Origin of the sequence: Mesorhizobium sp. BR1-1-3 (genome assembly GCF_020165455.1) — a bacterium.
Classification (GTDB): Bacteria; Pseudomonadota; Alphaproteobacteria; order Rhizobiales; family Rhizobiaceae; genus Mesorhizobium; species Mesorhizobium ciceri.
The window spans coordinates 13,824-33,935 of record NZ_JAIUIC010000003.1; the positions used below are offsets into that span (position 1 = coordinate 13,824).

Consider the following 20,112-nt stretch of genomic DNA (forward strand, 5'->3'; position numbering starts at 1 on the left):
TCTCAGTTGCTTTTGAGTTTCTTGGCGCTGACGAGGTCGCGCGCCGCGAGGTCGAGGATCTTGTTTGCCGCCCCACGCGCGGCATCGGCATTGCGCATACGCAGCGCCTCGACCACCTCGCGGTGCGCCGCCACGGCCTCCATGCGCCGGTCGAGCGAAATCACCGCCGTCGCCTCCAGCGAAAATTTCAGCCCGGTGTCGATGAGATTACCGATCTGGCGAAAGATCGGGTTGTGGCTCGCGGCATAGACGATCTGGTGGAAAGCGATGTCGCTGCGCGAGAAGGCGGCGAGATCCTCGCCGGCGCCGGCCATGCCGCGCCAGGTGGCTTCGAGATCGGCGATCTCCTGCAGCGTCGCGCGCGTGGCGGCGAGTTCGGCAACCAGCGGCTCGATGGCCCGGCGAGTCTCAAGAATGGCGTCGAAGAGCTTGTCGTCCAGTGCATGCGGCGCGTGCCAGGCCAGCACCTGCGGGTCGATGATGTTCCAGTCGTCCTCGTTGCAGACGATCGTGCCGACGCGTGGCCGCGACAGCACCAGCCCTTTTGCCGCCAACACTTTCAGGGCCTCACGGATGACGGTGCGGCTGACGCTGTATTCGACGCCGAGCTCGTTTTCGGTCGGCAGTGAGGAGCCGGCCGGATAGCGCCCGGAAAAGATGTCCGAGGCAATCGCCTTGGTCACGTCGGGCATGACGCGCGGGCGGCGAGTGGTTGTGTCGCCTTGCGGTTTCTTCAAAGTCCCGGTCACCTCAGCCCTCCTCCAAGGCGGCGAACCGCTGGTTTCGCACAATCGGTCCGGCCTTAACGGATGCGGATCAATTGCGCCAGCGATCGCTGGTCAGAGCATGTACATTAATTATCATACCAGATCAATTGACGAGTATGATAAAAGCGATTAGAGACTCCGGCATCCGGGCTGAGCGCCCGGTCTATCGCTGGGAGGTAATCATGCGACTTTTGAAGACCGCGCTCGTCGCGGGCGCGCTTGCCGTGCTGTCCGTCACGACCATCGCTGCATATGCTCAGGACACCAAGATCGGCTTCATCGTCAAACAGCCCGAGGAGCCGTGGTTCCAGGACGAATGGAAGTTCGCTGACCAGGCCGCCAAGGAAAAGGGCTTTACCCTGGTCAAGATCGGCGCCGAAGACGGTGAGAAGCTGATGTCGGCCATCGACAATCTCGGCGCCCAGGGCGCGCAGGGTTTCATCGTCTGCACGCCCGACGTGAAGCTCGGCCCCGGCATCGTCGCCAAGGCCGCCGCCAACAATCTCAAGCTGATGACTGTCGATGACCGCCTGGTCGGCGCCGACGGCAAGGCGCTGGAAGACGTGCCGCATATGGGCATCTCGGCAACCAAGATCGGCGAGGCGGTCGGCCAGGCGATCGTCGACGAGATGAAGGCGCGCGGCTGGAAGGCCGACGAGGTCGGCGCCATCCGCGTCTCCTATGACCAACTGCCGACCGCCGTCGACCGCGTCGAAGGCGCCATCTCGGTGCTCAAGGCAAACGGCTTCAAGGCCGAGAACATTTTTGACGCCCCTCAGGCCAAGACTGATACGGAAGCTGCCCTCAATGCGGCGACCGTCGTGCTCAACGCCCATGCCGAGATCAAGAAGTGGGTTTCTTTCGGCCTCAACGACGAAGCGGTGCTGGGTGCGGTGCGTGCTTCCGAAAGCGTCGGCATCCCCGCTGATAGCGTGATCGGCGTTGGCATTGGCGGCGCGGATTCGGCGATCAACGAGTTCAAGAAGCCGACGGCCACCGGCTTCGTCGGCACCGTGATCATCTCGCCGAAGCGTCATGGCTACGAAACGGCGCTCAACATGTATGACTGGGTTGCCAGCAACAAGGAGCCGGAGAAGCTGATCCTGACTTCCGGTGCACTCGCCAAGCGCGACGACTACCAGAAGGTCCGCCAGGGCCTCGGCATCGAATAATCCTCCCTGTACAAACAGGCGGCGGCTCATCCCGCCGCCTGTTTGCCATTCCACAAGAGGATCGCTGCCCGTGTCCTTTCTCGACTTCTCGCACATCACCAAGACCTATCCGGGCGTCAAGGCGCTGTCGGACATCTCGTTCGGCGTCGACAAAGGCGCCGTGCACGGCCTGATGGGCGAGAACGGCGCCGGCAAATCCACCCTGATCAAGATACTGTCCGGCGACCAGCATGCCGATCAGGGCGAGATCCGCATCGACGGCAGGGTTCAGGCCTATACGTCGACCCGGGATGCCTTCGACAATGGCGTCATCGTCATTCATCAGGAACTGCAGCTGGTTCCTGAACTCACCGTTGCCGAAAATCTCAGCCTCGGTCGTTTCCCTGCCAACGCCGGCATCATCGCCGGCCGCCGGATGCTGGACGACGTCGGCGCCAAGCTGAAATCGGCCGGCATCGACATCGACATGCGCCGCAAGGTCAAGACGCTGTCCATCGGCGAACGCCAGATGGTCGAGATCGCCAAGGCGATCATGCTCGACGCACGCGTTATCGCGCTGGACGAACCGACCTCGTCGCTGTCCTCGCGCGAAAGCGAAATCCTGTTTGCCCTGATCGACCGCCTGCGCGGCGAGGGCAAGGTCATCATCTACGTCTCGCACAGGCTCGACGAAGTGTTCCGGCTCTGCGACAGCCTGACCGTGCTGCGCGACGGCAAGCTGGCGGCGCACCATGCGTCGCTGAAAAGTGTCACCCGCGACCAGGTCGTCGCCGAAATGGTCGGCCGCGAAATCTCCGACATCTGGGGTTTTCGCGCACGAAAAACGGGCGATGTCCGCCTGAAGGTCGACGCTCTCAGCGGCCCCAAACTGGAGACGCCGGCCAGTTTCGAGGCGAAGGCAGGTGAGATCGTCGGCTTCTTCGGCCTGATCGGCGCCGGGCGCTCGGAACTGATGCGGCTGGTCTATGGCGCCGATCCGCGCTCGGGCGGCACCATCACCGTCGACGGCAAGCTGGTCCCTGCCACCGATCCGCGTGGTACGATCCGGGCCGGCATCGTGCTGTGTTCGGAGGATCGCAAGCATGACGGCATCATCCAGGGCCGCTCGGTCGAGGAGAACATCAACATCTCGTCGCGGCGCCATCACACGCGCTTCGGTGTTTTGAACCGCGCCAGCGAGATCGCCACCGCCGAAACCTTCATCAAGAAGCTCAAGGTGCGCACGCCGTCGCGCAAGCAGGACATCATCAACCTCTCCGGCGGCAACCAGCAGAAGGTCATTCTTGGCCGCTGGCTGTCCGAACAAGGGGTGCGGGTTCTCATTGTCGACGAGCCGACGCGCGGCATCGACGTCGGTGCCAAATCGGAAATCTATGAACTGCTCTACCAGCTTGCGCAGGACGGCATGGCGATCGTTGTCGTCTCGTCCGAACTGCCGGAGGTGATGGGCATCTGCGATCGCATTCTGGTGATGTGCGGCGGCCGCGTCAGCGCCGAGCTCACCCGCGACCAGTTCGCCGAAAGGGCGATCCTGGCCGCCGCTCTCCCCGATCAGAAAACCCCCGACGCGATCGCATCTTGAGGACTTTTGGCATGACCGACCAGTTGAAAAAAATCCTGCTCGGCGAACAGGGCCTCGTCGTCATCTTTGTCGTCGCCTTCGCGCTGGTCTCGGCTCTGGTGCCGAATTTCCTCACCGACCGCAACATGCTCGGCCTGCTGCAGTCGGTGGTCACCGTCGGTATCGTCGCCTGCACCATGATGTTCTGCCTTGCCGCACGCGACTTCGACCTGTCGGTCGGCTCCATCGTCGCCTTTGCCGGCATGGTCGCTGTGATGGCGTCGAATTACACCGGCTCGATCCTGCTTGGCCTCTTGGCGGCAATTGCCAGCGGCGCCTTCGTCGGCTTCATCAACGGCATCGTCATCGCCAAATTCCGCATCAACGCGCTGATCACGACGCTGGCCACCATGCAGATCGTGCGCGGGTTTGCGCTGATTGCGTCCGACGGCCGCGCCGTCGGCATCAACAGCCCGGATTTCTACCAGCTCGCGCTGTCCAAACTGCTCGGCATTCCGACGCCGGTCTGGGTGCTCGCCATCCTGTTTTGCATCTTCGGCTTCGTCCTCAACCGCACCGTCTTCGGCAAGAACACATTGGCCATCGGCGGCAATCCGGAGGCTTCGCGCCTTGCCGGCGTCAATGTCGACCGGACGCGCATCTGGATTTTTGCGCTGCAAGGCGTCGTCTGCGGCATCGCCGGCATCCTGCTGGCGTCGCGCATCACCTCGGGCCAGCCCAACGCGGCGGTCGGACTGGAACTCTCGGTCATCTCGGCCTGCGTGCTCGGCGGCGTCTCGCTTGCCGGCGGCCGCGCCACCATGTCGGGCGTCATCGTCGGCGTGCTGATCATGGGCATCGCCGAGAACGCCATGAACCTGCTCAACATCCCGGCCTTTTACCAGTACATCGTGCGCGGCGTTATTTTGCTCCTGGCCGTGCTGCTCGACAATCTGCGCTCGTCGGCTTTGGGCCGGCGTTGAGTCGGGGCAGGGCATGTCGGCTGGAATACTACTGGAAAGCAATCGGCTGTGCGTCGAGATCAGCCCCTCTGGCAGCGCAATCGTCAACGGCCATACGGCCGACGGGGTGCCATTCCTGCGTCCCTACCAAGGCGAGGCCGAGTTCGACGTTGTGCACTGCGCTTGCTTTCCGATGGTGCCGATCGGCAATCGCGTCGAGGGCAATGCGTTTTCCTGCGGCGGTCAAAACTTTACGCTGGCGCCCAACACGACTGATCCTTTCTATATTCACGGTGACGGCTGGCAGGCGAACTGGAAGGTCGAGGAGCATCGCGTCGACCGCCTCGATTTGGCCTTCGATCATCCGCGCCGCGTCGACTCGCCCTATGTCTACCATGCGCGACAGTCGTTCCGGCTCGCCGGCGCGCGGCTGGAACTCCGGCTTGCCGTCGAAAATACCGGCGTCATTCCACTGCCATTCGGCCTCGGTTTCCATCCATTCTTTCCGCGCACGCCGCGGACGACCTTGTTTGCGCCGGCCGAAACCTGGTGGACAGAGCGCGACGGGCACCTTCCAGCGTCCAGGAGCGCCATTGCCGACGATGTCGATTTCTCAACGCCGCGCCATTTGCCCGACCGTTGGCTGAACAATGGCTTCGAAGGGTGGAGCGGCATCGCGCGCATCATCTGGCCGGAGCATTGTCTGGGGATCGACATCGAGGCGGACGCGGAGCTCGACCGCTACATGCTCTTTGCGCCGGACACGGACCGAAGCTTCTTCTGCCTGGAGCCGATGAGCCATACCCCAAATGCGTTGAAGCATTTCGATGCCGACCCAATGGGGATCAAGGTACTTTCCCCCGGCGAGGTTCTCAGAGCAAGATTCGCAATGACCGTCTTCGACTGGAGCGACAACCATGGCTGAGCGCCTTTCCGGCAAACGCATCTTCCTGACCGGCGCCGCGCAAGGCATCGGGCTGGCGATCGCCGAGGCCTGCCTTGCCGAAGGCGCAAGACTGTTCCTGGTCGACCGCGACGGCGCACTGCTGGACAAGACCGTCGCGGGCCTCGCCGTGCCGCGCGGCCATGTCGGGCATGCGGCAGCCGACATCAGCGACGGTGCCGCGATTGCCGCTGTCGTCAGCCAAGCGGCCGCCGAGATCGGCCCCATCAACGCGCTGATCAACAATGCCGGGGTCAATGTGTTCTCGACGCCGCTCGAGGCGACCGAGGAGGAATGGAACCGCAACTTCGACGTCAACGTCAAGGGCGCCTGGAATTGCAGCAAGGCGGTGTTGCCGGGCATGATCGCGAGCGGCGGCGGCGCCATCCTCAACATCGCCTCGACGCACAGCTTCACCATCATCCCACACACCTTTCCCTATCCGGTCGCCAAGCACGCGCTGCTCGGCCTGACCAAATCGCTGGCGCTCGAATATGCGGTGCAAGGCGTGCGCGTGAACGCGCTGGCGCCCGGCTATGTCGAAACCCAGAAGGCGATCGACTACTGGAACAGCTTTGCCGATCCGGCCACAGCACGCGCCAACACCATGGCGCTACATCCTGGCGGCCGCATCGCCACGGCGCGCGAGATTGCGCTGGCTGCGGTGTTCATGATTTCCGACGAGTGCCCGTTCATGAATGCGGCCACGCTCGTCGTAGATGGTGGGCTGAGCCAGCTCCAGCATCCAGCCTGAATTCCGGGAAAACCATGACCAAGAGACGATCGCAGCACTGGTTCGGCGGGCAGGGCAAGGACGCCTTCATTCACCGCAGCTGGATGAAGAACAACGGCCTGCCCGACGATGCCTTCGACGGCCGCCCGGTGATCGGCATCTGCAACACCTTCTCCGAATTCACGCCTTGCCACGTGCATTTCCGTGGCCTGATCGAGCACATCAAGGCGGGCGTGCTGGAAGCCGGCGGCCTGCCGCTGGAATTCCCGGTCTTCTCCTGCGGCGAATCCAATCTGCGCCCGACGGCGATGCTGTTCCGCAATCTCGCCTCGATGGATGTCGAGGAAGCGATCCGCGGCAATCCGATGGACGGTGTCGTGCTGATGGCAGGCTGCGACAAGACCACCCCGTCGCTGGTCATGGGCGCGGCCTCCTGCGACCTGCCGTCGATCGTCATTTCCGGCGGGCCGATGCTCAATGGCCGTTTCCAGGGCCGCGAGATAGGTTCCGGCACCGATGTCTGGAAATTCTCCGAGGATGTCCGCGCCGGCGTGATGAGCGAGCAGGATTTCGCTAATGCCGAGAGTGCCATGTCACGCTCGCCGGGTCATTGCATGACCATGGGCACGGCCTCGACCATGGCCTCAATGGTCGAAGCGCTCGGCCTGGCGCTGCCGGGCAACGCTGCCTATCCGGCGGTCGACGCGCGCCGCAGCCGCATCGCCCGCATGACGGGGCGGCGCATCGTCGAGATGGTCAATGAGAATCTCCGCCCGTCCGCCATCCTCAAGAAAGAAGCTTTCGCCAACGCCATCCGTGTCAATGGTGCCATCGGCGGCTCGACCAATGCGGTCGTGCATCTGCTGGCGATTGCCGGCCGCGTCGGCACCGAACTGACACTGGACGATTGGGATCGGTATGGCCGCGATGTACCGACCATCCTCGACCTGATGCCGTCAGGCCGCTTCCTGATGGAGGACTTCTGCTACGCAGGCGGCATTCCGGCGGTCATCAAGGAGATCGGCGATCTGCTCGATCTCGACGTGCTGACCGTCACCGGCAAGACCGTGCGCGACAACATCCGTGACGCTGAAAACTACAATCCCGAGGTGATCCGCCCGCGCGACAAGGCGCTTACTCCCAATGGCGGTATCGCGGTGCTGCGTGGCAATCTGGCGCCCGACGGCGCCATCATCAAGCCGTCAGCCGCGTCACCGGCCCTGATGAAGCATCGCGGCCGCGCCGTCGTCTTCGAGGACATCGACGACTACAAGGCGCGCGTCGACGATCCCGCGCTCGACGTCGACGAAGCGTCGATCATGGTGCTGAAGAATTGCGGCCCCAAGGGCTATCCGGGGATGGCCGAGGTCGGCAACATGGCGCTGCCCCGGAAGCTGTTGAAGCAGGGTGTCCGCGACATGATCCGCATCTCCGATGCCCGCATGTCCGGCACCGCCTTCGGCACCGTCGTGCTGCATGCCGCACCCGAAGCCGCCATCGGCGGCCCGCTGGCGCTGGTCAGGAGCGGGGACTTCATCGAGCTCGACGTCGAAGCAAGGAAGCTGCATCTCGACGTGTCGGCACAGGAGTTGGCGCGGCGTCGTGAATCCTGGCTACCGCCCGTCCCGGCGATGCGCGGCGGCTATCAGGGCCTCTACGTCGACCGTGTCCTGCAGGCGGACCGCGGCGCCGATCTCGACTTTCTCGTCGGATGCCGTGGCCACGCCATTCCACGCGAAAGCCATTGAGGCCGACCAGCATGCCCAATTTCCGGCCTGACGATTTCCACGGCATTCACGCCATTCTCTACGCGCTCTTTGACGCGAACGAACAACTGGACCGCGCGGCGATGCGTCGGCAGGTCGAGATCTGCCTGGCGACGGGCGTGCACGGCATGGCGGCGCTCGGCCTGGCGACGGAAGTCGCCAAGCTGACCGAGGCCGAGCGCCGGACGATCATGGACTGGACGGCGGAAGATACGGCTGGAAAAGTGCCGCTTGCCTTCACCATCTTCGGCGCTTCGGTGGCTGAGCAGGTGGCACAGCTGCGCCATGCTGAAAGCGTGGGAGCGGATTGGGTGATCCTGCAGCCGCCGCCGGTCGGATCCTATGGTGCGCTGGAATACACCAGGTTCTTCGGCCGCGTCGCCGAGGCAACCGACCTGCCGGTGGCGATCCAGAACGCGCCGGCGTTTTTCGGGCGCGGCCTGTCATCGGACGAGATCCGCGAACTTGTCACGCTTCATCCCAACATAAGGCTGATCAAGGGCGAAGGCCCTGTCACCGACATTGCCGGATTGATCGAACGCACCGAAGGCCGGATACCCGTTTTCAACGGACGCGGCGGCCTTGAACTGATCGACAATTTCCGCATCGGTTGCCGCGGCATGATCCTGGCGCCTGATGGCATCGACCTCGCCGTGCGCGCCTACAATGCGTTTCGGATCGGTGACGAAGCGACGGCCGAGGCCGAGTATGCAAGAATGCTGCCGGCAGCGGTCTTCGTCATGCAGGGCATCGAGAACCTGATCTGCTACGGCAAGCGGTTGTTCGGCGCCCGTGCCGGCATCCCGATACACGACCGGGCTCCGGCGATGCGGCCCAACGAGACCGGCGTGGCGATGGTGGCGCGCTTTGCGGCTGGCCCCGGTCGGTTACCTGGCTGAACGGCAACTGCCCTTCAATAGGTCGTCCGCCCACCCGACAGGTCGAACGTGGAGGCGGTCGTGAAACTGTTCTCCTTGGAGACGAGCCAGGCGACCATCGCCGCGGCTTCGTCGACCTCCAGCAGGCGGCCGCGCGGAATGCGCGAGCGCATATATTCGATGTGCTCCGGCGTCAGCTGTTCGAGGATGCGCGTCTGTGCCGTGGCCGGCGAGATGCAGTTCACGGCGATGTCGTACTGCGCCAGTTCCTTGCCGAGCGACTTGGTCAAGCCGATGACCGCCGCCTTCGAGGCTGAATAGGCGGAGGCGTTGGGGTTGCCCTCCTTGCCGGCGACCGAAGCGATGTTGACGATCCGTCCGTAATTGCGCTCCTTCATTCCGGGAACCACGGCGCGATTGACGTAGAACGTACCGTTTACGTTGACGTCGATGACCTTCTTCCACGTCTCGATGTCGTAGACGTCGAGCGGGGCGGCAGGGCCGGCAATTCCGGCGGAATTGACCAGAATGGAAATCTTGCCGGCCAGATCTTCGGTCCTGGCGCGCGCCGCGTCCACCGACGTCCAATCGGCGACGTCCACGATCTCTGTCGTGGCAGCGTTGCCGAGTTCCTTCTTGGCGGTTTCGAGGCGGGCCTCATCGAGATCCCACAAGCTGACCGTCGCGCCGGAAGCGACGAAACGCCTGGCCATCGCAAAGCCGAGGCCTTGGGCGCCACCGGTGACCACAGCGTGCTGGCCGTCAAGATCGATCCTGTTCATGTCGAGCGGTTCTTTCCGTTTGAGCTACTTCCGGGATAAAGGCCGGCCTGTGCAGGCCGGCGATCGCTACATGGTCGCGCCAAGGCTCCATGGCACGAACTCGTTGTCGCCATAGCCGAGCGCTTCCGACCTGGTGCGCCCGCCGGAAGCGACGCGCAGGATCTCGGCAAAGATCTCCTCGCCCTTCTCGGCCAGCGAGACGCCGTCCAGTATGTCTCCGCAATTGATATCCATGTCCTCGCGCATCTGCTCGAAGATGAAGGTGTTGGAGGCAAGCTTGATCGAGGGCGTCGGCTTGCAGCCGAAGGCCGAACCGCGGCCGGTGGTGAAGCACAATATGTTGGCGCCGCCGGCGACCTGCCCGGTGGCCGAGACCGGGTCGTAGCCGGGCGTATCCATGAAGACGAGGCCGCGCTCGTTGATCGGCTCGGCATATTCCAGCACCGCCCGCAGATTGGTGGTGCCGCCCTTGGCGGAAGCGCCGAGCGATTTCTCCAGGATGGTCGTCAACCCACCCAGCTTGTTGCCGGGCGAAGGGTTGTTGTTCATCTCCATGTCGTGCCTGGCGGTATAATCCTCCCACCAGCGGATGCGTTCGATCAGCTTTTCGCCCACCGCGCGGCTCTCGGCGCGCAAGGCGAGGAGATGTTCGGCGCCATAGATCTCGGGCGTCTCCGAGAGCACCGCCGTACCGCCTTGCCCGACAAGCAGGTCCACCGCAGCACCTAGTGCCGGATTGGCGCTGATGCCGGAGTAACCGTCCGATCCGCCGCATTGCAGCGCAAGCACCAGTTCGGAGGCTGGTTGCGGCGTCCTTTCGGCGGCGTTCACCGTAGGCAGCATGTCGACGATCGCCTTCACGCCAGCCTCGACCGTCTTTCGCGTACCGCCGGTTTCCTGGATGGTCATCGTGCGGAAAATCGTGCTCTCCTCGATGTTGTACGACTGCATCCAGCGTGGGATCTGGAACGCTTCGCAGCCGAGTCCGACCATCAGCACGCCGCCGATATTGGGGTTCGTGGCAAAGCCCCATTGCGTCCTTTTCAACAGGTCGTAAGCGGGACCCTTGGTGTCGATGCCGCAGCCAGTGCCGTGGACGAGTGCGATGATCCCGTCGACATTGGGATAGTCGCGCAGGATGCCAGACCGGTTGACCTCGTCGGTGATGAACCGGGCGACGCTGGCAGAGCAGTTCACCGAGGTCAGGACGGCAATGAAGTTGCGCGTGCCCACCTTGCCGCTCGGCCGGCGGTAACCCATGAAAGTAGCGCGCTCGGCCTCGGCAACGATCTCGGTTTGCCTGGTATTCGTGCCGAAGACGTAGTCGCGTTCGAAATTTCGCAGATACACATTGTGCTCGTGAACCCAGTCGCCGGCGACGATTGGTTCCCGCGCAAAACCGATGGTCTGGCCGTATTTCACGATCGGCTCGTCCGAGCCGATGTCGCGCAAGGCCATTTTGTGCCCGCGCGGTATGCGTGCCCTGGCAGCCACGTCACCGGCTTTTTCGCCGATCTTCAACGGATCGACCGCCAGAAGAATGTTGTCGGCCCCCGAAAGCTTGATGAACCGCGCCATGACCCAAACTCTGAAAAAGTTCCCCGCGACAGGAGGTCGAGAGACAAGAAATGATTTGGAATACTAATATAATAGAATGTCAGAGGTCAAGGCCGGAGACTGCATGAGGTCGTCGTGAAAGACGGACCGGTCGCCACGTCGTTGGGGCATATCCGGGAGAGAAAGCGACTGCCCGACAACGTTCTGGTCAATCGAGATGGAAGACCTCTTCCATGGCCGCCCACCATTCGCCGTCGGCGCGCGTCGGCAGCGGCGTCTGCATGGGGTCGCACCGTTCCCACCATTTGCGCATGGCCGGCGACTCGCTCATCCGCGCTGCATCCTTGGCGAAGTCGCTGCCGTGATACTCCCAGCAGGCGAACAGAAGGTTCTCCGGTTCGCGCAGGAAGATCGAATAGTTGCGGATGTTGGCGCGGCTGATGACGTCGAGCACTTCGGGCCAGACGGCGGCGTGGACGCGCTTATAGTCCGCGATCGCCTCGGCTTTCACGCCGATACAAAGTCCCATTCTTTGCATGCTGGTTGCTCGCGGGGCTTCAGCCGAGAAGGTCGGCGGCGACTTCGAGCGTGTTGCGGAACGACGTCTCGAGATGATGTTCCATGGCCCGTGCCGCACCCTCGGCGTCGTGGCGCTTCAGCGCGTCGAAAATGGCCTCGTGCTGCTCGATCGTCTGTTCGCCATAACCCGGTCTTGGGATAGCGAGATAGCGCCCGCGATCCATCTGTGCCTTCGAGATGTCGACGGCTCTCCAGATCATCGGCAGGCCGCAGATCTCGGCTATGGTGCGGTGGAAGACATCGTCGAGTTGTATCGCGGTGGCATATCTGCCGCGGGATATGGCAAGCCGGTGCGCCGCCATGTTGTCTTCCAGCAATTCGCTGGCTGCCGCTGTGAACTTGGCGGCCGCGCGTCGGGCGCTTTCCATCTCCAGTGCCCGCCGGATGACATAGGCTTCTTCCAGGTCGGCCCGGCTGATCGGAGCAACATAGGTGCCGGTCTGCGCCAGGATCTTGACCAGGCCCTCGTCGCTGATGCGCTTGACCGCTTCGCGAACGGGGGTGCGAGACACCCCCAGGGCCTCCGCGATGGCGACCTCGTTGATGACCTCTCCCGGCTTCAACTGCCCGACGACGATCAGGTTGCGGATCTTGTGGTAGATCTGATCGCGGAGCGGAAGAGCCCGATTGAGCGTCGAAGGATCCAGGTCCATTGCAAATCCGTGTCTTCGTTCACCAGAAATGGCCAGATAATACTAGAATGTCAATTGGAACGCATCCAATACAAGCGTCGGGGGTCGGGGACGCACGACGTCATGACGACCCGCCGGAATCCAGCTTGCCAGAACTGTTATATTAGTGCAATAGTGAGGATGAACGATGGAAAATTCAGTCCGGGACTGAGGCTTGGATCTTCAACAGCGCAGGCCATTCAAGCTTGTTCGAAGAGGCCCGAACTGCGTTTGCAGTGCTATTATACTAACATATCGAAGGCCGATGTAGCGCACCGGCCGGCCGCCAGGAGGAACCTAGCCAGATATGACCGTCGCCGCCGATTGCGCCTTGGATATGCGAGGCATCAGCAAGAACTTTCCAGGCGTGAAGGCTCTGTCCAACGTCAATTTTGCCGTGAAATTCGGCACCGTTCATGCGGTCGTGGGTGAGAACGGCGCCGGCAAATCGACGCTCATGAAGATCCTCAACGGATCCTACGCGCCCACCAGCGGCACGATCAAAGTCGGTGACGCCGAGGTGCGCATGCGCCGGCCCGCCGACGCCCAGGCGCTCGGCATCCGCATGGTGCACCAGGAAATCAATCTTGTCCCCGACCTGACCGTCGCCGAGAACGTCTATCTCGGCCGCATGCCCGGCAAATGGACCTTTCTGCGCAAGCGCGAGATGGTCAGGGCGGCGGCTGCCGTCCTCGACGAGCTCGGAGCGGCCATTAATCCGCGTGAACGGCTCGGCAACCTTTCTATCAGCCAGCAGCAGCTCGTCGAGATCGCCAAGGCCTATGCGGCGCAGCTGAGGATCATCGTGCTGGACGAGCCGACATCCAGCCTCAGCGAGCATGAGACGGCGGCGCTGTTCCGGATCCTGCGCAAGATGCGCGATGACGGCATCGCCATCGTCTACATCAGCCATCGGCTGAAGGAGGTGCTCGAAATCGCCGATGAGGTGACGGTGCTGCGCGATGGCTCAATGATCGAGACGCGTCCGATCAAGGGCATAAAGGCTGCCGATATGATCAGGCTGATGGTCGGTCGCGAAGTTAGCAATGTCTTCCCGAAAAGTCCGGCCGCGATCGGCAAGTCCGTGTTGCGCGTGGAGCATATCAGCGACGGACAGCGCTTCCGCGATGTCAGCTTCGAAGTGCGCGCCGGCGAGATACTGGGCTTGACCGGCTTGGTGGGCGCTGGCCGCACCGAGGTTGCCCGCGCAATCTTCGGCCTGTCGCGGCTTGTCGAGGGCACGGTCAGCGTCAACGGACGCGAGGTCTCGATCAACTCGCCATCCCAGGCGGTCAGGGCAGGCATTGCCTATGTTCCGGAAGATCGCAAGGGCGATGGCGTCGTGCCTGGAATGTCGGTCCGGGAAAACATCAGCCTGCCCATCCTGCGCCGCCTGACCCGTTTCGGACGCATCAGCCGCAGCGCCGATCGCGCGCTTGCCCGGGATTCGGTCAAGCAGTTTTCGATTTCACCGCCCGACGGCGAACGGCGCATCAGCCTTCTGTCGGGCGGCAACCAGCAGAAGGCGGTCATCGCCAAATGGCTTGCCGCCAAACCTTCGGCCTTGATCCTCGACGAGCCGACGCGGGGCGTCGACGTCGGCGCCAAGGCCGAGATCCACCACATCATCGGCCAACTCGTCGCCGGCGGCATGGCGGTCGTGATGATCTCGTCGGAACTGCCCGAAATCCTCGGAGTCTGCGACCGCGTGGTGGTGATGCGCGATGGCTATGCCTCCGAGCCTCTCTTGCGCAGCGAATTGAGCGAGGAGCGCATCATGGCGCTGGCCACCGGGGAGGAGATGGCTTGAGCGAAGCGGCCATGGAGATCGGTGGCGTGAACCGCAAAGACCGCTTTACGCGTGGCAGCAGGCTTGTCGATGTCCTGTCGAAGGCGGGGCTCGCCTTCGCCATCGTCGTCGTGATGCTCTACGGCTCCCTCGTCAGCCCCGCCTTCTTCACGTCAGGCAATTTGCTCAACGTCCTGACCTCGATGTCTATCGTTGGCATCGTCGTCGTCGGCATGACCTTCGTGCTCGTGGTCGGCGGCCTGGCCGACCTGTCGGTGCCGGCCACCATCGCCTGTGGCGCCATCCTGTCGCTCGGGCTGCAGCCGATGATCGGGCCGCTGCCGGCGTTCCTGCTGGCGGTGGGTCTCGCGGGCCTCATAGGCCTGCTCAACGGGGGCCTGGTCGGATATGTCGGCATCAATCCCATCATTGCCACGCTCGGCGTTGGCACGATCGGACTGGGCATCGTCCAGGCGGCTGTCGGCGGGGTCATCGTCTATGGCAGCAATCCCGCCTCAGCCGAATTCGCCAAGGGCCGGCTGTTCGGCATTCCGGTCGTGGTGTTGATCTTCCTGGTCATCGCCCTTGTCGGCCATTTCGTCCTGTCCCGCTCCTTCTGGGGCAGATGGACGCTCGCCACCGGCGGCAATTACAGCGCCGCCGAGGCTAGTGCGGTTCCGGTGCGGGCCGTGAAGGCTGGCGCCTTCGTGATCACCGCACTGGCTTCCGGCATCAGCGGCGGCCTGCTCGGGCTGACGCTGCAGAGCGCGCGGCCGCTCATCGGCGGCGGCTACGAATTCAGCGCCATCACGGCGGTGGTGGTCGGCGGCGTGTCGATCGTCGGCGGCTTCGGATCGGTGCCGCGGGCCATTGCCGGCCTCATCTTCGTGCAACTGCTGACCAACGTCATGGTGCTCGACGGTGTGCGCACGCCAATCCAGGGTTTCGTGCTCGGCATCCTGATCGTCGGTGCCGTCGGCATGGATGCGGCGCTGCGCAAGCGGGGCGTGGCGTGATGCGTTTTCTTTCGCTTGTCTCGCAGCATCGCGTCGTCATCATTCTCGGCCTGACGCTCGTCATTTCCGCGCTGTTGGTCCCCGGCTACCTCTCGGCATCGACGCTCGGCCTCGGTCTCGACCGGGCGGCGACGATCGGCCTGATCGCGGTCGGCTTGACGGTGCTTTTGATATCGGGCCAGATCGACCTCTCCGGTGGCGCCGTGTTTGCCCTGGCCGGCATCGTATCGGTCATCCTGCAGCGAGAGATCGGCATCCTGCCCGCCGCGATCGCCGGCATCCTGGTCGGTACCCTGGCAGGCGCCATCAACGGCATGCTGGTCGTCGGCCTGAAGGTGAATTCGCTCGTGCTGACGCTCGCGACGATGCTGATCTTCCGCTCACTCGCGCACTGGATCACCAACAGCCAGCCGGTGACCGGAACCGACATCATGCTCTCCCTGGCGCTGGCCAAGATCTATCTCGATGTCTTCACCCTCCGCAGCGTGCTGTTCATCGCCCTGATCGTGCTGCTGCATTTCTGGCTGACGCGCACCATACCTGGGCGCAACGTCTTTGCGGTGGGGTCCAACCCGGCGGCTGCCAAGGAAAGCGGTATCGCCTCGGACCGTATCGTCTTTCTCGGCTTTGTCTTTGCCGGCACGCTTGCCGGCCTGGCGGGGGTTCTCCAGAGCCTCGTCACCAACACCGGCTCGCCTGTCTTCGGCTCGGAACTGACGGTCGCCGTCATTGCCGCGGTCGTTGTCGGCGGGACTCGTCTCGAAGGCGGCAAGGGATCCGCGCTCGGCACGCTCGGCGGCGTGCTGACGATCGGCTCGCTGACCATCGCGATGGAGTTCCAGTCCGTTCCCGCATACGTCCAGCAGGTCGTGTCCGGGCTTATCCTGATCCTGCTCGTCGTGCTCGATCGGGCCGTTACCACCAAGGGGAGGGCTCCGGGCACGCGCCCGGCGCTCGTTCGCGACAATCCAATCACTCAAGGAGGAACCACATGATTGGGAGGAAACACATGATTGGCAAGAAAAGCATGCTTCACGTCGCCGCCATGGCGGCTGTGCTGGCATCGACGGGCTGGGCCAGCGCCAAGACGGTCTGCTACGTGACGGCAGCGGATTCGCATGCCTACGCGACGCCGGCCAACAAGGCGCTTCAGGCGCGCGCTGCGGAACTCGGCATCGAGATCCTGAGCCTCAGCCAGGATTTTGATGTCCAGAAAGGCACCGAGCAGCTCAACACCTGCGTTGCGCGCAAGGTCGATGGCATCATCCTGTGGCCGCTCGACCCGCAGGCATACATACCGGGGCTGGCGCGCGCGCAGCAGGCGAACATTCCGGCGATCCTCATCAATTCGCCGATGAGCGACGATGCCAAGCCGTTCATCAAGTCGTTCACCGGGCCTGATGTCTATGAGGAAGGCAAGCTGGCGGCGGACTCGCTGAGCAAGGCGCTGGGCGGCAAGGGCTCCGTCGTCATCATCGCCGGCCAGGCCGGCAACGGCACCACGATCGGCCGCGTCAGCGGATTTACCGACCGTCTCAAGGAAACCAATGCCGAGATCAACGTGCTCGACACGGTCAACGCCGACTTCGACCAGCAAAAGGCGCTGGTGGTGAGCCGCGATCTGATCACACGCTTCGGCGACCAGATCAGCGGTGTCTACGCCAATGACGACACGATGGCCCGCGGCTTCATCGACGCATGGAAAGAGGCGAACCCCTCCAAGGCCGCACCGCCGATCGTCGGCATCAATGGCCAGAAGGATGCGTTCGAATCGATCCGCACCAATGAGATGTACTCGACCATCGTCCAGTCGCCCGTCGAGGATGGCCGCCTGGCGATCAACACGATGGCCGAGATCATCGAGGGCAAGGAGGTCAAGGACCGGCTGCCGATCCCGCTGACAGTTGTCACCAAGGACAACGTCAACGCGGTCGAACCAGCGTTCTGATGCAGGAAGGCCGGCCCGCTGCACTCGGGTCGGCCTCGCCGCCGATTTCTTGGGGAGAGAAATTCTAATAGCGGCAACGGAATTGGAATAAACTAACTCTACAGAGTTTATGGAATAAGCAATCTGCACTGGCGATCTGGTTTCCACCCGGACAGGACCACGCCATGCCTACCTTTTTGCGCTCGCCGTCAACCAAAGCAGGCATCTCCGGCCGCCTCCGTCAGGCGACGGGAGACAGGCCATGAGCAAGCACATTCCAGACCGTATCAAGGTGCTCTGGTTTCTGCCGACGCATGGCGACAGCCGCTATCTCGGCACGGCCGAGGGCGGCAGATCGGTCGATCTGCCCTATCTGACGCAAGTGGCGAAGGCGGCCGACACGCTCGGCTACTATGGCGTGCTGTTGCCGACCGGCCGCTCGTGCGAGGATTCCTGGGTGATCGCATCGGCTCTTGTGCCGATGACCGAACGCTTGCGTTTCCTTGTCGCCGTGCGGCCCGGTTTGCAGTCGCCGACGCTGGCCGCGCGCATGACTGCGACGCTGGACCGCATCTCAAATGGCCGCCTGCTGATCAACGTCGTCACCGGCGGCGATCCGCTGGAGAACAAGGGCGACGGCATTTTCCTGTCGCATGCCGAACGCTATGAGGTGACGCAGGAGTTCCTGCGCATATACAAGCGGGTGCTGAGCGGCGAGACGGTCGAGCATGACGGCAAGCATTTCCACATCGAGGACGGAAGGCTGCTGTTTCCGCCGGTGCAGACGCCTTACCCGCCGCTGTATTTCGGCGGTTCGTCCGATGCCGGGTCGACGGTGGCGGCGCAGGAGATCGACAAATATTTGACCTGGGGCGAGCCGCCTGCCGATGTCGACCGCAAGCTGGACGGCGTGCGTGAACTGGCGCAGAAGGCCGGCCGCAAGCTCTCCTTCGGCATTAGGCTGCATGTCATCGCCCGCGAAACCACCGAGGAGGCCTGGGCCGCTGCCGACAGGCTGATCAGCCGCCTCGACGACGCGACGATTGCCTCGGCCCAAAAGGTCTTTGCGCGCATGGATTCGGTCGGGCAGGCGCGGATGAGCGCATTGCATGGCGGCGATCGTGCCAAGCTCGAGATCGCGCCCAATTTGTGGGCCGGCGTCGGCCTGGTGCGCGGCGGTGCCGGTACTGCCCTTGTCGGCGACCCCGACACGATCGCCGAGCGTATCGACGAGTACCGGCGCCTCGGCATCGATACCTTTATCCTGTCCGGCTATCCGCATCTGGAAGAAGCCTATCGCTTCGGCGAACTGGTGCTGCCGAAACTGCCGACCGACCATCCGGTCAAAGCCGCTGGCTCGTCCGTCAACACCGGTCCGTTCGGCGAGACCATCGCCGGCGACCACCGGCCGAAATCGCTCGCCAGCGCCTCGTGAACGCGCTCCCTCCGGCCCGCCGGTTGCGCGTCGCCATCCTTGGCGGCGGCTTTTCCGGCGCGGCGGTGGCCTGGCATCTGGCGCGGGCACCTCAATCGGAGCGCCTGTCGATTTCCGTCATCGAGCCGCGACCAGCGCTCGGCGGCGGCCTGGCCTATTCCAGCGAGGAACCGTCGCACCGGGTCAATGTCCCCGCAGTCAGGATGAGCATGGCTCCCGATGATCCGCAGCATTTTGCACGCTGGTTGGCCGGCAGCGGAGAACTCGAACACGACCCGGATGCCATCTGGAAGAACGGCGACGCTTTTCCGCGCCGTCGCGTGTTCGGCCGCTACGTCGCCGAGCATCTGGCGCCGTATCTCGGTTCCGGCCTTGTCCATCATGTCGAAGGTTCCGCCACACGCGTGACACGCGATGCCAGTGGCGCGGGCTGGACCGTGCACACCTCTGCCGGACCGGTCGTCGCCGATATCCTCGTCCTGGCAGCGACGCATCCGCGGCCCGGAATTCCCAACGCGCTGGCCTCGCTGACGGAAGCGCCAGGTTTCGTCGCCGATCCGTACGCTTCCGCCGCGCTTTCAGGGATCGGGCCGGAGGCGTCGGTGCTGATCGTCGGCTCCGGGTTGACCTCGGCCGACATGGTCGCCGAACTCGACCGCCGTGGCCATCGCGGCCGTATCCTCGCGCTGTCGCGCCGCGGCCTGCGCTCGCGCGGCCACCCGGATATCAGGGGCGAGCCTTTTGGCGACTTTGCATCCGCGCCGGCCACGACGGCGCTCGGCATGCTCAAGACCATTCGCGCGACGCTGGCGGCCGCGCGCGCCGCCAATGTCAACTGGCAGTCGGTCTTCGATCAGCTGCGCCTCCAGGGGCCGGTGCTGTGGGCTGCACTTGCGCCGCCGGAGCGGGCAAGGCTGGTGCGCCAGCTGCGCGTGTTCTGGGACGTGCATCGTTTCAGGATCGCGCCGCAGGTCGCCGCCGTGCTCGACCGGCGTCATGCCGCCGGTACAGTCGACACCATTGCCGCCAGGCTTGTCGCGTCGAACGACGAGGACGGCAGCCTGGCTGTCAGCTTTCAACGGCGCGGGCAGACCCGGATCGAGACGATGCGCTTCGCTGCCGTCATCAACACCACCGGTCCGGCCCATGGGCAGGCGCTGCAGCTGAACCCGGCGCTAAGCTCGCTGGCGGAAGCCGGCTTGATCAGGACGGACCAATATGGGCTTGGCATCGAGACAGGTCTCGACAGCCGCGCGATCGGCCGGGACGGCGCGGCGGTCGCGACACTCCTGGTCGCCGGCCCGCTGGCACGAGGGACTTTCGGCGAGCTCATGGGTCTGCCGGAAGTCGCCCGCCATGCCCAGGCGGTCGCGGTTGAAATTGCCAGGCTGCTGGTAACCCTGCCGTCAGCGCAGGCCATTGGCGTCAATGCCGCGCACCGTCCACGCGTGAGCTGACGCCTGCGGGCCGGGTCGGCAGCGAAAATTGGTATTTCCGTCTCAAGAGCGCCCCAAAAAGGGGAAATCCTTCTTTGTATATATATTCTATAAACATAATAAATATCGGAGCCGGCG

General features: G+C 63.6%; 18 protein-coding genes. 13 read left to right on the forward strand and 5 right to left on the reverse strand.

Annotation, left to right across the window (positions count from 1 at the left end):
- Positions 1-2: 2 nt before the first annotated feature.
- Complete coding sequence (locus LB559_RS07325; RefSeq protein ID WP_050596413.1) at positions 3-692, reverse strand: FadR/GntR family transcriptional regulator; 690 nt, start codon at positions 690-692, stop codon at positions 3-5.
- 257 nt (positions 693-949) lie between these two features.
- Between LB559_RS07325 and LB559_RS07330 the strand changes: the two genes are divergently transcribed.
- From LB559_RS07330 to LB559_RS07360, 7 genes are all read left to right on the forward strand, one after another.
- A complete protein-coding gene (locus tag LB559_RS07330; RefSeq protein ID WP_024501894.1) occupies positions 950-1,939 on the forward strand; it encodes an arabinose ABC transporter substrate-binding protein in 990 nt (329 codons plus the stop codon).
- A 70-nt stretch (positions 1,940-2,009) separates the two neighbouring features.
- Positions 2,010-3,521 carry an L-arabinose ABC transporter ATP-binding protein AraG gene (gene araG / locus LB559_RS07335; protein WP_224673660.1) on the forward strand — a complete coding sequence of 504 codons (1,512 nt, stop codon included), beginning with the start codon at positions 2,010-2,012 and terminating at the stop codon, positions 3,519-3,521.
- Positions 3,522-3,532: 11 nt separating this feature from the next.
- Positions 3,533-4,483 carry an L-arabinose ABC transporter permease AraH gene (gene araH, locus LB559_RS07340; RefSeq protein ID WP_063171058.1) on the forward strand — a complete coding sequence of 317 codons (951 nt, stop codon included), beginning with the start codon at positions 3,533-3,535 and terminating at the stop codon, positions 4,481-4,483.
- 13 nt (positions 4,484-4,496) lie between these two features.
- A complete protein-coding gene (locus tag LB559_RS07345) occupies positions 4,497-5,387 on the forward strand; it encodes an aldose 1-epimerase (protein ID WP_064992917.1) in 891 nt (296 codons plus the stop codon).
- Positions 5,380-6,159, forward strand: coding sequence for an SDR family oxidoreductase (locus LB559_RS07350; protein WP_127367573.1), 780 nt, complete (start codon positions 5,380-5,382; stop codon positions 6,157-6,159). Before LB559_RS07345 ends, LB559_RS07350 begins: the two co-directional genes overlap by 8 nt.
- 14 nt (positions 6,160-6,173) lie before the next feature.
- Positions 6,174-7,886 carry an IlvD/Edd family dehydratase gene (locus LB559_RS07355; protein ID WP_224673661.1) on the forward strand — a complete coding sequence of 571 codons (1,713 nt, stop codon included), beginning with the start codon at positions 6,174-6,176 and terminating at the stop codon, positions 7,884-7,886.
- A gap of 11 nt (positions 7,887-7,897) precedes the next feature.
- Positions 7,898-8,803, forward strand: a complete 906-nt coding sequence (locus LB559_RS07360) for a dihydrodipicolinate synthase family protein (protein ID WP_224673662.1) — start codon at positions 7,898-7,900, stop codon at positions 8,801-8,803.
- 14 nt (positions 8,804-8,817) lie between these two features.
- On the opposite strand, the gene LB559_RS07365 is transcribed toward LB559_RS07360, so the two are convergent.
- The 4 genes from LB559_RS07365 to LB559_RS07380 form a co-directional block, all read right to left on the reverse strand.
- Positions 8,818-9,564: an SDR family NAD(P)-dependent oxidoreductase gene (locus LB559_RS07365; RefSeq protein WP_013528170.1), complete on the reverse strand. Its 747-nt coding sequence runs from the start codon at positions 9,562-9,564 to the stop codon at positions 8,818-8,820.
- 66 nt (positions 9,565-9,630) lie between these two features.
- Positions 9,631-11,142, reverse strand: a complete 1,512-nt coding sequence (locus LB559_RS07370; protein WP_224673663.1) for a UxaA family hydrolase — start codon at positions 11,140-11,142, stop codon at positions 9,631-9,633.
- 187 nt (positions 11,143-11,329) lie between these two features.
- Positions 11,330-11,659 (reverse strand): L-rhamnose mutarotase, encoded by a 330-nt coding sequence (locus LB559_RS07375; protein ID WP_027164227.1) that lies wholly within the window; start codon positions 11,657-11,659, stop codon positions 11,330-11,332.
- Between the two features lie 19 nt (positions 11,660-11,678).
- Entirely contained in the window at positions 11,679-12,353 is a 675-nt protein-coding gene (locus tag LB559_RS07380) for a GntR family transcriptional regulator (protein WP_013528167.1), read from the reverse strand.
- Between the two features lie 325 nt (positions 12,354-12,678).
- On the opposite strand from LB559_RS07380, the gene LB559_RS07385 reads away from it, so the two are divergent.
- The 6 genes from LB559_RS07385 to LB559_RS07410 all read left to right on the forward strand — a co-directional run bounded on the left by LB559_RS07385 (position 12,679) and on the right by LB559_RS07410 (position 19,995).
- Positions 12,679-14,181 carry a sugar ABC transporter ATP-binding protein gene (locus tag LB559_RS07385; RefSeq protein ID WP_224673664.1) on the forward strand — a complete coding sequence of 501 codons (1,503 nt, stop codon included), beginning with the start codon at positions 12,679-12,681 and terminating at the stop codon, positions 14,179-14,181.
- On the forward strand, positions 14,178-15,176 hold the full coding sequence (locus LB559_RS07390; protein ID WP_224673665.1) for an ABC transporter permease: 999 nt from the start codon (positions 14,178-14,180) through the stop codon (positions 15,174-15,176). The genes LB559_RS07385 and LB559_RS07390 overlap by 4 nt, the downstream gene beginning before the upstream one ends.
- Positions 15,176-16,171 (forward strand): ABC transporter permease, encoded by a 996-nt coding sequence (locus LB559_RS07395; protein ID WP_063169855.1) that lies wholly within the window; start codon positions 15,176-15,178, stop codon positions 16,169-16,171. The genes LB559_RS07390 and LB559_RS07395 overlap by 1 nt, the downstream gene beginning before the upstream one ends.
- A 14-nt stretch (positions 16,172-16,185) precedes the next feature.
- Complete coding sequence (locus tag LB559_RS07400; RefSeq protein WP_013528163.1) at positions 16,186-17,124, forward strand: sugar ABC transporter substrate-binding protein; 939 nt, start codon at positions 16,186-16,188, stop codon at positions 17,122-17,124.
- Between the two features lie 241 nt (positions 17,125-17,365).
- Positions 17,366-18,538: an FMNH2-dependent alkanesulfonate monooxygenase gene (gene ssuD / locus LB559_RS07405; protein ID WP_224673666.1), complete on the forward strand. Its 1,173-nt coding sequence runs from the start codon at positions 17,366-17,368 to the stop codon at positions 18,536-18,538.
- A complete protein-coding gene (locus LB559_RS07410; protein WP_224673667.1) occupies positions 18,535-19,995 on the forward strand; it encodes an FAD/NAD(P)-binding protein in 1,461 nt (486 codons plus the stop codon). The genes ssuD and LB559_RS07410 overlap by 4 nt, the downstream gene beginning before the upstream one ends.
- Positions 19,996-20,112: the final 117 nt, after the last annotated feature.